Origin of the sequence: Acidovorax sp. JHL-9, assembly GCF_000426205.1 — a bacterium.
Lineage (GTDB): Bacteria > Pseudomonadota > Gammaproteobacteria > Burkholderiales > Burkholderiaceae_C > Acidovorax > Acidovorax soli.
The window spans coordinates 99,629-115,534 of sequence record NZ_AUEX01000010.1 but is presented as its reverse complement, the minus strand read 5'-3'; the positions used below and the strand labels follow the sequence as shown (position 1 = coordinate 115,534).

At 66.6% G+C, this 15,906-nt stretch carries 22 protein-coding genes; 6 read left to right on the top strand and 16 right to left on the bottom strand.

What is annotated here, in order from left to right; all coding sequences use genetic code 11:
• The first annotated feature begins 43 nt into the window (after window positions 1-43).
• Window positions 44-625, top strand: a complete 582-nt coding sequence (locus tag K225_RS22150) for a hypothetical protein (protein WP_026436007.1) — start codon at window positions 44-46, stop codon at window positions 623-625.
• On the top strand, window positions 561-695 hold the full coding sequence (locus K225_RS22560) for a PEP-CTERM sorting domain-containing protein (protein WP_238323210.1): 135 nt from the start codon (window positions 561-563) through the stop codon (window positions 693-695). Before K225_RS22150 ends, K225_RS22560 begins: the two co-directional genes overlap by 65 nt.
• 54 nt (window positions 696-749) lie before the next feature.
• On the opposite strand, the gene K225_RS0108575 is transcribed toward K225_RS22560, so the two are convergent.
• Both K225_RS0108575 and K225_RS0108570 read right to left on the bottom strand, forming a co-directional pair.
• The gene (locus tag K225_RS0108575; RefSeq protein ID WP_051248822.1) at window positions 750-926 is read right to left on the bottom strand and encodes an oxidoreductase-like domain-containing protein; all 177 of its coding nucleotides are present in this window, start codon (window positions 924-926) and stop codon (window positions 750-752) included.
• Between the two features lie 59 nt (window positions 927-985).
• Window positions 986-1,240, bottom strand: coding sequence for a hypothetical protein (locus K225_RS0108570; protein ID WP_026436005.1), 255 nt, complete (start codon window positions 1,238-1,240; stop codon window positions 986-988).
• Window positions 1,241-1,324: 84 nt separating this feature from the next.
• On the opposite strand from K225_RS0108570, the gene ylqF reads away from it, so the two are divergent.
• Window positions 1,325-2,275 (top strand): ribosome biogenesis GTPase YlqF, encoded by a 951-nt coding sequence (gene ylqF, locus K225_RS0108565; RefSeq protein WP_026436004.1) that lies wholly within the window; start codon window positions 1,325-1,327, stop codon window positions 2,273-2,275.
• 23 nt (window positions 2,276-2,298) lie between these two features.
• On the opposite strand, the gene K225_RS22445 is transcribed toward ylqF, so the two are convergent.
• From K225_RS22445 to K225_RS0108550, 3 genes are all read right to left on the bottom strand, one after another.
• A complete protein-coding gene (locus tag K225_RS22445) occupies window positions 2,299-2,442 on the bottom strand; it encodes a hypothetical protein (protein ID WP_202900036.1) in 144 nt (47 codons plus the stop codon).
• 140 nt (window positions 2,443-2,582) lie between these two features.
• On the bottom strand, window positions 2,583-3,122 hold the full coding sequence (locus K225_RS0108555; RefSeq protein ID WP_026436003.1) for a DUF924 family protein: 540 nt from the start codon (window positions 3,120-3,122) through the stop codon (window positions 2,583-2,585).
• A 112-nt stretch (window positions 3,123-3,234) separates the two neighbouring features.
• A complete protein-coding gene (locus tag K225_RS0108550) occupies window positions 3,235-4,035 on the bottom strand; it encodes a pseudouridine synthase (protein WP_026436002.1) in 801 nt (266 codons plus the stop codon).
• 104 nt (window positions 4,036-4,139) lie between these two features.
• Between K225_RS0108550 and K225_RS0108545 the strand changes: the two genes are divergently transcribed.
• Window positions 4,140-5,069: a DHH family phosphoesterase gene (locus K225_RS0108545; RefSeq protein WP_026436001.1), complete on the top strand. Its 930-nt coding sequence runs from the start codon at window positions 4,140-4,142 to the stop codon at window positions 5,067-5,069.
• A 29-nt stretch (window positions 5,070-5,098) separates the two neighbouring features.
• Here the strand turns inward: K225_RS0108545 and K225_RS0108540 are convergent, their stop codons facing one another.
• The 3 genes from K225_RS0108540 to K225_RS0108530 form a co-directional block, all read right to left on the bottom strand.
• Window positions 5,099-5,533, bottom strand: coding sequence for a thermonuclease family protein (locus K225_RS0108540; protein ID WP_034712144.1), 435 nt, complete (start codon window positions 5,531-5,533; stop codon window positions 5,099-5,101).
• An 83-nt stretch (window positions 5,534-5,616) separates the two neighbouring features.
• Window positions 5,617-6,024 carry a VanZ family protein gene (locus K225_RS20620; RefSeq protein ID WP_202900035.1) on the bottom strand — a complete coding sequence of 136 codons (408 nt, stop codon included), beginning with the start codon at window positions 6,022-6,024 and terminating at the stop codon, window positions 5,617-5,619.
• Window positions 6,021-7,118, bottom strand: a complete 1,098-nt coding sequence (locus K225_RS0108530) for a ketopantoate reductase family protein (RefSeq protein ID WP_369794847.1) — start codon at window positions 7,116-7,118, stop codon at window positions 6,021-6,023. Before K225_RS0108530 ends, K225_RS20620 begins: the two co-directional genes overlap by 4 nt.
• A gap of 122 nt (window positions 7,119-7,240) precedes the next feature.
• Here K225_RS0108530 and K225_RS0108525 point away from each other — a divergent pair, with 122 nt between their 5' ends.
• On the top strand, window positions 7,241-7,768 hold the full coding sequence (locus K225_RS0108525; protein WP_034712177.1) for a DUF2242 domain-containing protein: 528 nt from the start codon (window positions 7,241-7,243) through the stop codon (window positions 7,766-7,768).
• A 120-nt stretch (window positions 7,769-7,888) separates the two neighbouring features.
• Here the strand turns inward: K225_RS0108525 and K225_RS0108520 are convergent, their stop codons facing one another.
• Window positions 7,889-8,473 (bottom strand): pseudouridine synthase, encoded by a 585-nt coding sequence (locus K225_RS0108520; protein WP_051248807.1) that lies wholly within the window; start codon window positions 8,471-8,473, stop codon window positions 7,889-7,891.
• A gap of 210 nt (window positions 8,474-8,683) precedes the next feature.
• On the opposite strand from K225_RS0108520, the gene gltS reads away from it, so the two are divergent.
• Entirely contained in the window at window positions 8,684-9,880 is a 1,197-nt protein-coding gene (gene gltS / locus K225_RS0108515; RefSeq protein WP_026435996.1) for a sodium/glutamate symporter, read from the top strand.
• A 79-nt stretch (window positions 9,881-9,959) separates the two neighbouring features.
• Here gltS and K225_RS0108505 read toward each other — a convergent pair whose 3' ends face one another.
• The 7 genes from K225_RS0108505 to K225_RS20615 form a co-directional block, all read right to left on the bottom strand.
• Window positions 9,960-10,868, bottom strand: coding sequence for a M23 family metallopeptidase (locus K225_RS0108505; RefSeq protein ID WP_081679631.1), 909 nt, complete (start codon window positions 10,866-10,868; stop codon window positions 9,960-9,962).
• A gap of 283 nt (window positions 10,869-11,151) precedes the next feature.
• On the bottom strand, window positions 11,152-11,574 hold the full coding sequence (locus K225_RS0108500) for a DUF6691 family protein (RefSeq protein ID WP_026435994.1): 423 nt from the start codon (window positions 11,572-11,574) through the stop codon (window positions 11,152-11,154).
• Window positions 11,571-12,044, bottom strand: coding sequence for a YeeE/YedE family protein (locus tag K225_RS0108495; protein ID WP_026435993.1), 474 nt, complete (start codon window positions 12,042-12,044; stop codon window positions 11,571-11,573). The genes K225_RS0108500 and K225_RS0108495 overlap by 4 nt, the downstream gene beginning before the upstream one ends.
• A 77-nt stretch (window positions 12,045-12,121) precedes the next feature.
• Window positions 12,122-13,393, bottom strand: coding sequence for an OmpP1/FadL family transporter (locus K225_RS0108490; RefSeq protein WP_034712139.1), 1,272 nt, complete (start codon window positions 13,391-13,393; stop codon window positions 12,122-12,124).
• A gap of 224 nt (window positions 13,394-13,617) precedes the next feature.
• Window positions 13,618-13,866: a hypothetical protein gene (locus K225_RS0108485; RefSeq protein ID WP_026435991.1), complete on the bottom strand. Its 249-nt coding sequence runs from the start codon at window positions 13,864-13,866 to the stop codon at window positions 13,618-13,620.
• Between the two features lie 197 nt (window positions 13,867-14,063).
• Window positions 14,064-14,381, bottom strand: a complete 318-nt coding sequence (locus tag K225_RS0108480) for a DUF2322 family protein (protein WP_026435990.1) — start codon at window positions 14,379-14,381, stop codon at window positions 14,064-14,066.
• Window positions 14,382-14,794: 413 nt separating this feature from the next.
• Entirely contained in the window at window positions 14,795-15,901 is a 1,107-nt protein-coding gene (locus K225_RS20615) for a lactonase family protein (RefSeq protein ID WP_051248804.1), read from the bottom strand.
• Window positions 15,902-15,906: the final 5 nt, after the last annotated feature.

Genomic DNA, 15,906 nt, shown 5'->3' with positions numbered 1-15,906 from the left:
GGTGCAAATTCGATCGGCGCAATCTTTGTATGGGAGACCTGTGATGAAAGTGACATTGCTACTCGCGGCGGCATCGCTTGCCGCATCGTTCGCAGCCAACGCGGCAACGGTCACGGCCAAGGTGGTCGCGGATGACTATTTCAGCGTCTTCGTCGGCAGCGAGAATGGCACCGGCCTGACCCTGGTCGGTGGTTCGAATGGTGCTCTTTGGTATCAGCAAGGCAGCGCATTCACCTTTAATGTTGGGGCCGGCGATTACATCTACGTTGCCGCGTGGGATTCGGCCTCCTATGGTGCACCCCACATGTGGATCGGCGAGTTCGATATCGGCGGGACGAAGCTGGTATCCAACACCACCGATTGGCTCAGTAAGTACGACGCCTCGATCAAGGACCCGAGTCTATCGAACGTTCAGGCGCTGATTCAGTCAGGGTCGTGGGGAGGAATCGGCGTCAGCGCTTCAGACGGTTCGAGTCCTTGGGGGGATCTGTCCCCGGCATTTGGCGCCCGTCAAATCTGGCATGACTCTTTTGGGGCCGACAGCGCCAGTTTCCAGGGATATGCCCTGTTCAAGACAGCCCAATCCGTCGTGCCCAACGGTGCGGGCGGGGGGGGCGGTCCCTGAACCGGCCACGCTTGCGCTTCTCGGCTTGGGACTTGCTGGTCTCGTGGCATCGCGCAGGCGCATACGCTAGGCCGCGACGCTTGCAGCAAGCCCTGCTTTGGCGGCGCTTTCTTCAACTTGTGGCTTAACTGACAGGATCGATCTGCAGCAGGGCCTCTTGCCGCCAGTATTCGGCCGCATCGAGGTAGCCCTCCCACACGCAGCCATTGCAGCCGCGTCCGCAGCAGGTGGTGGGCTCGGGCGGTGGCGTGCGCAGTGCCAGGCCCTGGGCGCGGGCCTGCTGCCGCAGCACTTCGAACATGGCGCGGACCGAGGGGCCGTCGGTGGCGCGGGCGGGCGCCAGCACCCGAAGTTCTGTCGTCACGGCCGCCTGCGTGCCTTGCTTGCCGCTGCCCGGCGCATGGCATAGCGCACCAGGAACGCGCCGCCCAGCACCAGCGCAAACCAGCCCACCAGTGCCGACTGCGCCATGATGTCCTGCACGCCAGGTGAGCGCGCCACATAGGGCGCGATCAGCACCACCAGGCCGATCAGTGCGCAGGTGACGCCCTTGAACAAAAGCTCTTTGTCGGCCTTGTCGGCGGGGCTGGCGGGGCGGCGGGATGGTGCGGGCATGGCAGGCGTGGAACGGTGGGGACGGGACGCGATTATCCTTGCCTCCCTCAGCCCGCACCGAAACTACAAGAAAGTACCCCTCGCATGGCCATCCAGTGGTTCCCCGGTCACATGCACCTGACCCGAAAAGCCATCACCGAACGCATCAAGGACATCGATGTGGTGATCGAGGTGCTGGACGCGCGCCTGCCCGGCTCCAGCGCCAACCCGCTGCTGGCCGAACTCACGGGCCACAAACCCACGCTCAAGGTGCTCAACAAGCAGGACGTGGCCGACCCCGAGCGCACCGCGCTGTGGCTGGACTGGTACAACGCCCAGAGCGACACGCGCGCCGTGCCGCTCGATGCATCCGACCCGGCGCCCGCGCGCAAGCTCATCGACGCCTGCCACCTGCTGGCCCCCGGCCGCGGCGGCATGGCCAAGCCCATGCGGGTGCTGATCTGCGGCGTGCCCAATGTGGGCAAGTCCACGCTCATCAACACCCTCACCAACAAGCGCCAGGCCAAGACCGGCGACGAGGCCGGCATCACCAAGCTGGAACAGCGCATCACGCTGGCCGACGACTTCTATCTGTGGGACACGCCCGGCATGCTCTGGCCGCGCATCAGCGTGGTGGAAAGCGGCTACAACCTGGCCGCCAGCGGCGCCATTGGCCGCAATGCCTACGACGAGGAACTGGTGGCGCTGGAGCTGCTGCGCCGCCTGCAGAAAAACTATGCCCCGCTGCTGGAGGCACGCTACAAGCTGGGCCTGCCTGCGGGCTTGGTGGCCGGGATGCACGACGAGGAACTGCTCGAAGCCATTGGCAGAAAACGCGGCGCCATGCTGGGCGGCGGGCGGGTGAATCTGCAAAAAACCGCCGAGATCGTGATGACGGACTTTCGCACCGCCATTCTGGGGCGCATCACGCTGGAAACACCGGCCGACTTCGAGGCCTGGCGGGCCGCCGCCGCGCTGCGGGAGGCCGAGCGCGAGGCCAAAAAGCAGGCGCGGGAAAACCGCAAGAAAAAGGGCAGCGGCACCCGCGAGCCCTGATCAGCCGCCCGCTGGCTGTTCGCCTATTTGTTCTTGTCCTTGCCGCGGGGAATGACCGCCGTGACGGGCGGCACGGGGCGATCGGAACCGTGGCCTTCCTTGGGGGGCGATGTGTCCTTCTTCGGCTTTTTCGCCATCTTGTTGTTGTGCATTTGTCCTTTGGCCATGGGTCCTCCTGGGCGGGTCTCGGGATGGGACCCCTCGCAGGGATGGTACGTCACAAAACGCGAAGACCGGGCTGCGCCTGGGCGTTTGCGCCAGAGGAGGCCGGCCGGGCAAGCGCAGGACGCCACCATGCCGCGCCCGCTCAGAACGATGAGCCCGGCTGGGCCAGAAACGCCAGCTCGCCCGGCGTGGACACGCGCCCCAGCGCGGCGTTGCGGTGCGGGTAGCGGCCAAAGCGCGCAATGATGTCGCGGTGCGCCACTTCGAAGCGCAGGTTGGACTCCAGCCCCGGCTGGTCGAACAGCACCATGGCCTGGGCGTGGATGGCACTGGATTCGCTGTGCATATAGGGCAGGTAGGCAAAGGCGCGCTGCGCCGGCGGCAGGGCCGCATCGTGGCCGCCGGCCACCAGTTCCTGGGCCAGCACCAGGGCCTGGGCATCCTGTGCAAACGCCAGCGGCGTGCCGCGATGGATGTTGCGCGAGAACTGGTCGAGCACCACGATCTCGGCCAGGCGGCCTTGCGGCGTGGCGCGCCACTTCCACAGCTCGCAGCGTGCCGCCGCTTCCCAGGTGGGGCCGAAGCGCACGCGGATCATGGCGTCGATCGCGTCTTCCTGGGCAAAGTGCTGCGCCGGCGAGAGTTCTTCGAACCAGAAATGGAGGATGTCTTCGGCTTGCATGGGGCGGTCTTTTGGATCTGATGGGCTGGTAACGCAGGATGATAAAGCGCTACGTGCTCTTAAAGATGTAGCGATAGGTTGGGGGCTCTCCAGGCAGGCCTGCGCGGCCCGGCTAGCGTGCGCCGCTTGGCGGCTCCCACGGCAGGCGTGCCAGCAGGCGCTGCCAGTCGGCGGTGGGGGCGTCATCGCAGTGCGCTGGCTCCGCTTGGAGGGCATGCCAGGCTGCGCCGGGGCGGCTTCCTGCGGGCCATTGCAGGCCACTGTCCAACACCAGGGCCACGCCCGTCACCGGGTGGGGCACCGTGAGCTGCCAGGCATGCAGCCACAGCCTTTGCTGGCCCAGCCGCTCGGCCCACCAGCGGTTGAGCGGGCCCTTGCCGTGGGTGGCATCGCCAATGATGGGGTGTGCCAGGTGCTTGAGGTGGCGGCGGATCTGGTGGCGCCTGCCGGTGGTGGGCACCGCCTCCACCAGCGAGGCGCGGGTGCTGGCAAAGCGTGCGTCGCTGGCCTCGGGCAGCGTGAGCTGCGCCAGGCGGCGAAAACGGGTGTGGGCGTCCTGCACGGCGGCATCCGAAGGGGCATCGTCGGGCTTGAGCGCGTGGTCCACTTCGATGGCTTCAGGAGCCCAGCCACGCACCAGGGCCAGGTAGCGCTTGGTGGTGGCCCCGTGCTCGAAGGCCTGCGACAGTGCGCGGGCCGCATCGCTGTGCAGTGCCATCACCAGCACGCCGCAGGTGCCCTTGTCGAGCCGGTGCACGGGGTACACATGCTGACCCAGCTGGTCGCGCAGGGTCTGCATCACAAAGCGTGTCTCGCCCGCGTCCAGCCCCGTGCGGTGCACCAGCCAGCCCGCGGGCTTGTAGACGGCCACCAGGTGGGCGTCGCGCCAGAGGATGTGCAAGAGGGGTGTCATGGGGACTGTCATGGTGGCAAGGCTGTGGCTGGGCATTGTGCTGCCAGCGTGGCGTGCATTCGGGTCATGGCGCTTTCGCCACGCACGCGACAATCGCAGGCACCATGAAAACCATTCTCCCCCTGCAACTGCTGGTTGCCCCCGACAAGAACGACCCCGCGCCCCTGGTCCTGTACCACGGCCGCAATTGCCCCGATGGTTTTGGCGCCGCGCTGGCCGCATGGCTGTACTACGGCGAGGGCGCTGAATACCGGGGGCTGGACCATGGCGAGGTCCAGTCGGTGCAGGACCTGCCGGCCCTGGACGGGCGTGCTGTCTACATCCTCGATTTTTCATTCGAGGCCGGCATCCTGCGCGCCATCGAAGCGCGTGCCGCCAAGCTGGTGATGCTGGACCACCACAAAAGCGCCGCCGAAAAACTCACCGGTTTTGCCTGCCGCTGCGGCGTGGTGCACTTTGACATGGGCAAGTCGGGCGCACGCCTGGCGTGGGAGTTCTTCCACCCCGACCAGCCGGTTCCGGAGCTGCTGAAATACATCGAGGACCGCGACATCTGGAAATGGGAGTTCCCCGAAAGCGCGGCCTTTCTGTCGGCCCTCGACATGGAACCCCAGAGCTTTGCGCGCTGGCGCGAGATTGCGGCCTTCACCCCCGACCAGGTCGCGGCCTTCATGGCGCGGGGTGCGGCCATGGATGAAAAATACCGCAAGCTCGCCGCTGACCTGGCAGAGGGCGCGCAGCCCCTGGTGTTCAACGGCATCGAGGGCCTGATGGTCAACGCGCCCGGCATGTTCCACAGCCTGGTGGGCGACATGCTGTCGGCCAAGACGGGCACCTTTGCGCTGATGTGGAGCGCGGGCGCCAAGGGCGTGAAGGTGGGGCTGCGTGCGCAGCGCAATTTCGACTGCATTGCGCTGGCCGAAAGCATGGGTGGCGGTGGCCATGCACAGGCCTGCGGTTTCAAGATGGGGGCCGAGCGGCTCACCGAACTGCTCAGCGGCGTGTTCAACGCCCAGCCTGGGGCCATCGACTGAAACCTGCCCGAGGGCATGGCGCAGCGTGCTCAGCGCTGGTGCCGGTGCCGATAGGCCCACGGTGCCTGCGGGCGTGGCTGCGCCCACAGGCCCCTGCGGCTGGCGCGGGCCTGCTGCTGCAATGGCGCCAGGTGCGGGTGCTGGTCGGCATAGGGCGTGTACACCCACGCCAGGCCGGCGCTGACCTGCGCCGCCGCGGCATCGGTGGTGCCGCAGCGCACGTTGGCCACGGTGCGGCCATAGGCGTCGTGTGACAGGCGGTGCAGCGTGGCGCGCTGCCGAAAGCAGATCTGCGCCAGGTGCTGCCGTGAGGTCTGGCCAAAGGCTTGTTTGCGCTCAGGGGCGTCGATGGCCGCGATGCGTACCTTCACCTGGTGGTAGGCACCGGGCGCGCCGCAGCGCGCGGTGAGGGTATCGCCGTCGCTGATGGCGACGACCAGGCAGAGCAGGACAGAAACGGGCACGGGTACTGGGGATGGAGCAAATCAGGCCCATGGCGATGGGCGCGTGGCGGCCGGCGCAGGCAGTGCGCGCAGCGAGCAGGCGACTATAAACCCCTCGTACCGCCCCGTGGTGATGCCGCAGGCGGGGCCCTCCGGTGCCAGGGGCGCCAGGCCAGCGCGCTTCCCGCCGCCAGGCCCAGGGCGTCGGCCAGCCAGTCGCCCCATTCGCCATAGCGCCAGCCGGTGGCGGCCTGCGCCAGTTCGATGGCGCCGCCAAAAGCCAGCAGGCCCACGGCCAGGCGCCAGGGCCGGCGCGGATAGGCCAGCAGGCCCAGTGCGGCCAGCGCGGTAAATGCCAGGGCGTGCTGGGCCTTGTCCCACAGGCTGAAGACCGGCGGTGGCAGGTAGGCAACGGGCATCAGTGACAGCACCGCAACGCACAGCGCCAGGGCCCAGAACCCCACCACCAGCGCGCGCTGCAGCCAGCGCGGATTGCCGGTGTGGCCCCTCACGCGGCACCGCCTTGCGCAGCGGGCAGGTTTTTCTCCAGCAGCCGCACCAGCGTGTGCAGCAGCCGGTTGACGGGCGTGGCAATGCCCAGCGCCTCGCCCCGGCGCACGATGAAGCCGTTGAGGTGGTCGATCTCGCTGCGCTTGCCGCGCGCCAGGTCCTGCGCGGTGGAGGACATCTGCGCGGGCATGGTGGCCGCAAGTTGCAGCACGGCATCTTCGGTGCCCGCCGGCAGCGTGACGCCGCTGGCCTGCGCCACCTGGCGGCATTCGCGCACGATGTCCTGCATCACCTGGGGCACGGCCAGGCCGGGGCTGTCCATGATTTCGCCATAGGTCAGCCGGGTGATGGCCGACAAGGCGTTGTAGGCGCAGTTGAGCACCAGCTTGGCCCACAGTGCGCCCGCCACGTCGTCGGAAATCTGCACCGGCACGCCCGCTGCGCCCAGGGTGGTGGCGATGTCCGCGCTGGCGGGCGAGGGGGCGATGACCAGCTCGCCGCGCCCATGGTGGCGCACATGGCCGGGGCCGGCCATTTCCGTGGCCACGTACACCACGGCCGGGATGACGGGGCGCCCAATAACCGCCTGCAGCCGATCGGCGTTGTCCACGCCGTTTTGCAGGCTGAGCACCACCGCGCCCTCGGCCAGGTGCGGGGCCAGGGCGCGGCCCGCGCTTTCGGTGTCGGTGGACTTGACGCACACCAGCACCCACTGCGCGCCGCGCGCGGCGCTGGCATCGGTGCCGGCTGCCACACGCACCCGCTGCGCAAAGGCCTGCGTTTCGAGCAGCAGGCCCTGGGCGTTCACGGCCTCGGCGTGGTGCGCGCGGGCAATCAAGGTGACCTCATGGCCTGCGCGCGCCAGCATGCCGCCGTAGTAGCAGCCCACGGCGCCTGCGCCCATTACCGCAATCTTCATGGAACCCCCTCTGTCTGAAGCCCGGCGGGCGCTGGTGGCGGCATCCTGCGACGCTGCACCAGCCCGCCCGGGCACAATCGCCATTGTGCGATGCCGTTGGCCCGGACCTGGTTTCGGGGAACCGGAGCCCCGCTTGCTGTCTGAACAGGTTTTGCGCAGCGGGGTGGCATGATCCATGATTCCGCGATGCCCGAGACAATTTTCATCCCGAGGAGTGCCCGATTTTGAGTCTGCCCTGGATGCCCCAACGCACCCCTTTTCACACTGCCGCCCATGTGCCCTTGGCGCGCTGGAGCCAGATGATTGCTCTGTGCCTTGTGGCCCTGTCGACCCTGCTGGCCGGGTGCGCCGCACCGTCCAAGGTGTTCTCGCCGCAGGAAAGCTTTGATTCGGTGGCCACCTATTCGCGCCTGTTCGACGCCTCGCCCGCGCAGACCTGCGAGGCCGCCCGGCGCGCCCTTCTGAGCCAGGGCTACATCATCAACACCCATGTGGCCGAGATGGTGGAGGGGAAGAAGAACTTTCAGCCCGAGGCCGACGCTCACCTGCAGATGATGATCCGTGTGGTGTGCGTTCCCGAAAGCGCCCAGGGCAAGGTCAGCCTGGGGTTTGTGACTGCCGTGCAGGAGCAGTACACCCTCAAGAAGAGCAACAACTCCGCCAGCCTGGGCGTGGGGGGCGTGGGCTCGGTGTCGCTGCCGCTGCTGTCCAGCGACGAAGCCTTGGTCAAGGTGGGCAGCGAAACCATTGCCTCGGACACCTTCTACGACAGTTTTTTTGACCTCATCAAGCGCTACCTGGTCCTGGGCGAGCCTTTGGTGGAATAGTGCGGTAAGTCCATCTGGTTTTTCATGGTGCGCTGCGCCACCCGCGCCCCATGAAACGGGCGTGGCCCAGGCCAGGGCAGCCAAGCAAGGGCCGCAAAGCCGCGCAGGGGGGGTATCACGTCATTCTGCCCAGGTGCCCGGCGCCAGCCCCTGCAGCGTGTAGGGCCCGATGGCCGCGCGGATCAGCCGCAGCGTGGGGTGGCCCACGGCGGCCGTCATGCGGCGCACCTGGCGGTTGCGCCCCTCGCGGATGACGAGCTCGATCCACGCGGTGGGAATGGCCTTGCGCTCGCGGATGGGCGGGTTGCGCGTCCACACCGCCGGCGGTGGCTCCAGCAGGCGCGCCTTGGCGGGCAGGGTGGAGCCATCGTTGAGCTGCACCCCGCTGCGCAGTGCGGCCAGCGCGGCTTCATCCGGCACGCCCTCCACCTGCACCCAGTAGGTTTTCTCCATCTTGAAGCGCGGGTCGGCAATGCGGGCCTGCAGCTTGCCGTCGTCGGTCAGCAGCAGCAAGCCCTCGCTGTCGGCATCCAGCCGCCCGGCCACGTACACGCCGGGCAGGGCGATGTAGTCCTTGAGCCCCTGCCATTTGCCCTCGGCCGTGAACTGGCTCAGCACGCCATAGGGTTTGTTGAAACGGATCAGGCGGACAGTCATGAACGGGGCTCTGTGGCGCGGTGGTGCGGTGACGGGGTGGCCGAGCATAGCGCGCTGCGCCGGTGCGGGTGCCGCCAGGCCCGCACGCTGCAGGCGGGCGGATTGCCCGCGCCAGGTCGGAGCGGAGGGCTGATTCTTGAAGGTTAAAATCGCCAGGTTGCGCTACTGTTGTTTGCGCTATTTGCTATTTAATCAGTAGCAAAATCATCTGGGCAAGTGTTGCCTGACCCCCCATCAAGGAATCAAGGAGGCACCGCCATGGTCACCATTCAACTCGATATCGCCCAGACCGTCGGCATCGCCGCCGTGTTGCTGGTGGTCGGCGAGTTCGTCAAAAAGCGCGTGGACATGCTCTCGCGTTACTTCATCCCCGGCCCCATCATCGGTGGGCTGGTGTTCTCGGTCATTGCGTTGATCGGGCACCAGACAGACCTGTTCGCATTCCAGTTTTACGACAACATGCGCGCGTTTTTGCTGCTGGTGTTTTTCACCACCATCGGCTTTTCCGCCAGTTTTGAGCTGCTCAAAAAAGGCGGCGTGGGTGTGGCGCTGTTTCTTGCGGCAGCGGTAGGGCTGGTGGTGCTGCAGAACCTGCTGGGCGCCGGGCTGGCTGCAGCGCTGGGCGTGCATCCGCTGATTGGTGTGGCGGCGGGGTCCATCTCGCTCACGGGCGGGCATGGCACGTCCGCCGCGTTTGGTCCGCTGCTGGAGCAGGCCGGTGCCGCTGGCGCGCTGCCCGCCGCCATTGCGGCGGCCACCTATGGCCTGGTATCTGGCTGTGTGATTGGTGGCCCGCTGGGCACCCTGCTCATGCGCCGCAATGGGCTGCGCCCCAGCGGGGCGGTCGCGGGCGCAACACCTGCGGTATCCATCCTGCCAACACCCGCCTCCGCCCTCACCGGTGATGCGGTGATGTACGCCAGCATCCTGATCACCGTGTGCATCGGCGCGGGTACGTTGCTGGTCAACTGGCTCAAGGGCATGGGCATCACGCTGCCCTCGTACCTGGGGCCCATGCTGGTGGCGGCTGTGGTGCGCAACATCATTGACTGGCGCCAGACCGAGCTGCCGCTGCGCCAGTTCGAGGTGGTGGGCAATGTCTCGCTGGCGTTCTTTCTGGCCATGGCGCTCATGTCGATGAAACTGTGGGAGCTGGCCGAGGTGGCCGGGCCGCTGCTGGTGATCCTGCTGGCGCAGACCGTGCTGATGTTTGCGTATGCCTACTTCATCACCTTCCGCATGGTGGGGGGGGACTACGACGCGGCCGTCATCGCCGCTGGCCACTGCGGCTTTGGCATGGGCGCCACACCCAACGCCATGGCCAACATGCAGGCGTTCACCGCAGTCAATGGCCCGTCGGTGAAGGCGTTTTTTGTGATCCCGCTGGTGGGTTCGCTGTTCATCGACTTCTTCAACGCGGTGATCATCACCGGCTTCATGAATTACTTGAAGTAGCCCGCCGAGGCGCTGTGCGGCGTGGCGGGCTGCTGGGGTTCATGGCACTGCGCGCCACCCACCACCGTGAATGCCGTAATCACGCGGGAATGAACAGTGACGGGTCCACCATGGTGCGGTTGAGCATCACGCCCCAGTGCAGGTGCGGGCCGGTCACGCGGCCGGTGGCGCCCACCTGGCAAAACGCTTCACCCGCCTGCAGCACATCGCCTACACGCGCATCCATGCTGCTCAGGTGGCAGTACATGCTGAGCAGGCCCTGGCCGTGGTCCAGCCACACCGTGCCGCCGTTGAAGAAATAGTCGCCCACATCAATCACCCGCGCAGGCAGCGGCGCCACCACGGGTGTTCCGGTGGCGGCGGCAATGTCCATGCCGCTGTGCGGATTGCGCGGCTGGCCGTTAAACACGCGCCGCAGCCCGAACGAACTGGACCGCCGCCCCGGCACCGGCACCTGCATGCGCAGCGACTGCAGGGTGCCGCCTGCTGGTTCGGAGAAGGTGGCCATCACCACGGCCTGGTGGTCGCGTTCACGCTCGTAGCGGGCCTGGTCTTCGGGCGACAGGTCTACGGTGCGCGGCGACACCTTCAGCTGCTGCTCGGCATAACGCTTGGAGGCCACGGCGTAGGGCACCCGCCGCGCGCTGCTGCCATCGGCCTGCACCACTGTGATGTGTGCTTCGCCCAGCGCCGCTGCCAGCGGTATGCCGACCAGGGCCGTCCATTCGATGGCATCGCCCACCACCAGAACGGGCACATCTGCATCGCCCTGGCGCACATGCGCCAGCGGGCGCTTGGCCGCCGGGCCCAGCGACAGGCGTGCCACCCCCCCCGGCACGGCCAGCGCCTGGGGCCACACTGTGGGGGCTGCTGGCTGCGCAGCGTGGCCCAGGGCAGGCAGTGCAAGCAGGCCGCCCGTGCCCAGCAATGCGGCACGGCGGGTCAAAAGGGGTAGGGCGGTGGGGACGGGCAAGGCGGGGAGAGACATCGGTGAAGCGAACAAAAAAACAGACAGGGCCGTGGCACTTGCGCACTTCGGCGCTGGGGCATGGAGGCGGCCCGCCATTGTGCCGCTGCTGCGGGCTGGTGCCCCGGCCCCGCGACGCCAGCCCGACGCAGAGGGCCGCAAAATCGCGGCGGTAAAGCCCGGCTCGCCGGGCCGGGGTGCACCTGCGCGGGCTTGGCTGCGCTCAGGGCTTCGTGCTCTCAAGCGGCTTCTGCAGCGGGTCATCGATGGTGCACCGCTGCGCGCCATCGGATGGCGCCAGTACTTACCTGGCGCGCAGCCCCTGTACCAGTGCGCCCAGCGCGATGCCGCCCAGCGCCCACAGCAGGCTCCAGTTGCCCAGGCCCAGGCTGGCAATGGCCGGGCCGGGGCACACGCCGCACAGGCCCCAGCCCACGCCAAACAGCGCCGCGCCCAAGGCGGTGTCGCGGTTCCAGGCGCTGGCGTGGTGGTGAAAGCGCTCGCCCAGCAGGGGGCGGCCCAGCAGCCGGGGCAGCAGCCCGTAGGCCAGCATCGTCACCGCCACGGCGCCGCCCATCACCAGCATCAGGCCAAAGTTCTGAAAACGCAGAAAGCCCAGCACCACCTCGGGCCGCACCATGGTGGACAGCGCCAGGCCAAAACCAAACAGCGCGCCGGCCAGCAGCACTGCGGCAAAGCGCGGCAGGGTCATGCGCTCGGCGCTCATGCCAGCCACCTTGCCACGAGGTTGGCCGTGAGGAAGGCCGTTGCCATGAAGGTCAGCACCGCCAGCAGCGAAGGCCATTGCAGCGAGCCCAGCCCGCAGATGCCGTGGCCCGACGTGCAGCCGTTGCCCAGCCGCGCGCCATAGCCCACGAAAAAGCCGCCCACCAGCAACTGCCACACCGGCACGCTGGTGGATTGCGGGGCGCCGTCCGCAAAGCCCAGCCACCACACCAGCGCGCCCAGGATCAGTCCCAGCGCATACACCAGCCGCCAACCGCGCGAATCGGTGAAGCGCGCTTGTTGAAAGAATGGCCGCCGCACCACGAACGACCAGGTGCTGGAGAACACCGTGCTCATGCCACCCACCAGGCCTGTCAGCACAAACAGCAGCGCCACTCCAGCGCCTATGAACACCCCGCCGAGCAGATAGTGCTGCCAGCCGAGGGGAAAGAGGGAAAGGGTCAGATTCATGGCAGCGGATTATCCCTGCGCGGAGCGCAGTCGTCGGGCGCGGGCTTCAGGAAGTGGCAAGGCTGGTGTGCCGGCCTTTACAGCCGCCAGCCATACGACACACCGATCACCGTCTGCTTCATGTGCAGGTTGGCGTTGCCCCCGCCCAGGCCGCCCGGCGGTGTGCCCGGCGGGATGGAGCCTGATCCCTGCACCGTCTGGCCGAACGCGTGGGCGACAAAACCCGTCAGCTCGCCGCCGCCGGGCCGCGCCCAGGTGGCGCCGAGGGTGAGGTGGTTGCGCACCACACCCGGCGCCAGGATGTTGAAAAAGGTTTCGCCCGAAGGCACGGCCTGGGTGGCAAAGCTCACGCCGCCGCGCAGCGTCAGGTCGGGGCGTGTCTGGTGCACGAAACCGAGCTTGAGCACATGGACATCCTTCCAGCCAAAGCCGGGGCCATGGGCCGCCCCCAGGGGCTGGCCGGCAAACAGGCTGGCAGCCGAGTTGCCTACAGCGCCCACCCGGCTGTAGCGGATGCTCTGCACATCGGCGGCCAGCGTCAGGGCTGGCGTGGCCTCGAGGGCCAGGCCCACGCCATAGTTTTCCGGAACATTGAAGCCGCCGCCATCGGCAAACAGGCCCTGGTATTTGTCAAAGCGGCCATGGATGCGCGACGCCCAGGTGGCGCCCAGCGTGACGCCGGGGGCCAGCTTGCCCGTCCAGCCCAGCCGCAGGCCCGCACCCACGGTGCTGTCCGTGCCCTGGTCGCTGACGTTGGCAGGCGCGTTGGAGAAGCCGCTGAATAGGCCGATGCCCTTGGCCGAAAAGCGCTGGTAGGCCACATTCAGCGCCACGCCCACCGTGTGGACGTCATTGATGCGGTGCGCCACCGAGGGGCTGATGAACAACTGCTCCAGGTTCACGCCCGCAGAGCCGCTGGCGCCGAAGCGCGCGTAGGGGTTGCTGGCGTAGTCGGTGTTCATGCCGCCATTGCCATACACGGCCAGGCCGACCGAGGTGGTCGGAGTCACCTTGCGCGTGTAGCCCAGGTCGGGGATGAAGAAGTGCTTCTTGCCGTCGCCGCTGTAGTGGGCGTCCGCGCCAAAAGCGTTGCCGGCAATTTCTGCCTCGCGGCGCGGTGCAAACCAGGTCAGGCCCAGGTCGGCACGATCACCCACCAGGGCCGTGCCTGCGGGGTTGGTGGCGGCGGCCAGCGCATCCTGCGACAGCGCAATGCCCACGCCGGCCACACCCTGGGACTTGGCCCCATAACCGGCAGAAAAATAGCCGTTGGTTGCCAGGGCCAGCATGGGCGACCACAAGATAACGGCCAGGGGCAGATGGCGGATCGGGAGCAGAGATTTTTTCATGTGCGATGACGAGGTAAGACGGCGACGGACCGCCCCTCGAAAAGGGACGGAGCGTGCAGTTTCCCGGCGTCAGCCGCGCAGTGCAACGAAGAAAAACAATTTTGCTTATAGGGTGCGCGTGGCCTATGCACAGACCCTGGGCACCGAGCCCGGCCTTTCGTTGGCTCGGGGGGCAGACCGCATCGCCCGGGGGGGCACGGTGTGCCCTACCGGCGCGCGCAGGCTCAGTGGGTAATGAACTCGTAAGTCACGGCCTCGCTCTCCACCATGTCCAGAATGTCGTTGAGCACATTGTCGTCATCGGTGCTGCTCCAGGTTTCCTCGGGGTCGCTGGCAAACAGCGGCTCAATGGCAACGTCCATGAACACCCCATTGGGCAGCCGGAGCACCGGTGTTCCTTCGGATGTTTCCACCAGCTCCCAATCGTCCGGCACGGACATTTCAAGCTCGATGGTGACGTTGAGTTTTTTCATGGTGGGCTCCTTGGTGATAAGGCGGCGAGGGTAACCCAATTTGGTGACAAGCGGGCATTTTGCACAGCAGGGGTAAGCGCTATTTGCTATTAAAAGAATAGCATATGACGACCGCTCAATGGGATACGGATGCATGGCCCGGCCTGCCATTGCCATGTTCGACGCGCGCAACGAACAAGAGACCAGTCGCTGAACCGTTATGCAGCGATGGAGACGGCCCGGTAGCTTTCACTGCCCTCGGCCCAGGCCAGCAGCCGGTCGATATTGGGGTGCTTGCCCGGAAACGCCCTTGCATCCGCCACATGTTCGGCATACCACTCCAGCCCCAGGCCGGCCGCCGCAGGCGTGATGCTGCCGCCATACAGCGCAGCCAGCGCGGCATACACCACCAGAGAACCGGTCTGGCCGGGCTTGTTCTCGATGGTGGCCAGCACCTGGCCATCGGCATCCTGCAGCTGCAGGGCGGCGAGGTGGCTGGCGGAGGGGAGTTGTTTCAGTCGGTCTGCGAAGTTCATGGAAAAGTCAATGTGAATGAAATAGCCTGATTAGCGACACTCAGATAAAGCCCGTTCGCCCTGCGAGGTCGTAAACAGGCTCTGAGCCCGTCGCAGGGCTGTATCCGGTGCGTGCAAGGCTTCGACAAGCTCAGCCCGAACGGATGGGCAGCAATGTATCTGAGGTAAGTAGCTAATCAGGTGACATAGGTCATCAGCGCTTGATGGATAAGCGCTAGCAGCTATGAAAACAGGAATTTGATTGTACTTTCCGTTGCCCGTGCAACAGGTGCCCGCCTGGTGCTTGTCAAACCGCACGTCCGGGGCCAGGCCTTCATGCCCACCTGCACGCAGGGCTTGCGGTCGATGTAGCCCGGGCTGTCCTTGCGAAAGCGGGGCCCGGTCAGCGTGTCTTGGGAGGGTTCGATGACAAGTCAGGATCCGGATCGGCCCTCGCCATATTCCGTTGGCGACAACGGCAGAAATACCATGCACACGGGGCTGCCGCAAGACACCGCCCGACCCGTGGGTTGAGGCAGGCCCGAGTCGCGATCCACCTGCCAGCACTCAATGGCGTCGCTGTCTTCGTTGAGTACATACATCCAAGGCGCTAGCGGCGCGAGCGTGAAGAACCGCGGCGTCTTTCCCTGACTGGCTGTGGTGCCCTGCAGTGCGATGCGACCTGTGTTGGCGTCGATGCGGAAGGTTGCGATGCTGTCGTGCCCTCGGTTGGATGCATACACATGGCGGCCAGTGGGCGCCATCTGGATGCCCGCTGCGCGGCTGTGGCCCACATAGTCGTCGGGCAGGCAAGGCACGATCTGGAAGGGATGCAGCGCACCGGTGGTGGTGTCCACGTGGCAGGCGGTCACGGTATTGTCCAGTTCGTTGACCACATACACCCAGGGCTGGTGCGGGTGCAAAGCCAGGTGGCGAGGGCCTGCATTTTCGCGAGTGGTGTACCAAGACTGAGGTTTCGCCAACGCCGGAAGCCCACCATTCCAATCGACGCTGAAAACGCGGTCCAGCCCCTTGTCGGGCACCAGCACAAAGCGGCCGTCTGGCGTGAAGGGGTTGAAATGCGGTTTGGAAAACGGCTGCTCCTTGCGGTGTGGGCCGGGTTCACCTGGAAAGGCCACCGTGCGGCTGACCGGGGCCAGCGTGCCATCGGGCAGCACGGGCAGCACGGCCAGTTGGCCGCTGAGGTGGTTGGAGACCACGAGGTGTGTTTCACCCGGAGACAGGGCCAGGTGCACGGGGTTGCGCCCGCCGCAGGAGATGGTTTGCAGCCGTGTAAGGTGGCCCGTGGCGGCGTCCACCGCCAGCACGCTCACCTCGGTCTGGTCGCCGTGCACGGTATAGAGCCGGTCGCCGCGCTGGTTGAGCACCTGGTAAGAGGGGTTGACCAGATCGCCCACCACCTGCTCCAGCGTGAGCTGGCCGGTGCCGGCATCCACCGCAAACACGCTGATGCCGTCGCCGCGCGCATTGCGTTCGCGCGTGGTGCGGCTGCCCACATAGGCCATCCATCGCGTTGCCATGCCGT